The sequence below is a fragment of the Vibrio sp. 10N.222.52.B7 genome (assembly GCF_041474275.1).
In the GTDB taxonomy this organism is placed as follows: Bacteria; Pseudomonadota; Gammaproteobacteria; order Enterobacterales; family Vibrionaceae; genus Vibrio; species Vibrio crassostreae_C.
This window is the reverse complement of sequence record NZ_JBFRTU010000051.1, coordinates 64,388-65,193: the sequence shown is the minus strand read 5'-3', so window position 1 is coordinate 65,193 and position 806 is coordinate 64,388. Positions and strand designations below refer to the sequence as shown.

At 46.2% G+C, this 806-nt stretch carries 1 protein-coding gene; it reads left to right on the top strand.

The features are described 5' to 3' along the window. Positions 1–591 (top strand): PhoX family phosphatase (locus tag AB4512_RS14335; protein WP_372175083.1); only part of this gene is annotated, 591 nt, incomplete at its 5' end. Between the last annotated feature and the right edge of the window lie 215 nt (positions 592–806).

Below are 806 nucleotides of genomic sequence, written 5' to 3'. Positions count from 1 at the left end.
GGTACGGCTTACCTAACGCTGACTAATAACAACAAGCGTAAAGAAGCGAACTCTGCGAACCCTCGCGTAGACAACAAGTTCGGTCATGTTATCCGTTGGGATGAAGGCAAAACGGCAGGCGAGTTCGATTGGGATATCTTCGTATTTGGTTCACCAGCAGTGGAAGACAAGTCTATTAACCGCTCTGGTCTAACAGACATGAACCAGTTCGCGAGTCCTGACGGCTTAGCGTTTGATGCTCGTGGTATTTTATGGATTCAGACAGATAATGGCGCAGACGAAGTCACTGGCTACACCAATGACCAAATGCTGGCAGTGGTTCCATCTCAATTAACGGATGACCAAGGCAACAGCGCGGTAATTGATGCAAACAATCAAGCGCAGCTAAAGCGTTTCTTTGTGGGACCAAACGGATGTGAAGTAACAGGCTTTACCATAAGCCCAGATTTCAAGTCACTGTTTGTGAACATTCAACACCCGGCAAACTGGCCATCGTCTGAAGATGCAACCGCACAAACTCAAGGCAAAGTCCGCCCAAGAGCATCTACGGTTGTGATTCGTCGAGAAGACGGCGGTGAAATCGCGGTTTAAATATACAACGCAGGCTAATCAGAAACATTTCTGTTATCTAGTCTCTGTTCGCTAGCTAAGTAAAATCAAAAAGAGCGATAAGGCCAAATGCCCTATCGCTCTTTTTATATTCTATGCATTCTTCGGTTTAAGTAAGAATCCGAATTTTCAAAACTCACCGTAATCCTAAGTCGTCATCATCCCACGTACGCGTCACCCTCGAGAAGGAGGAACGA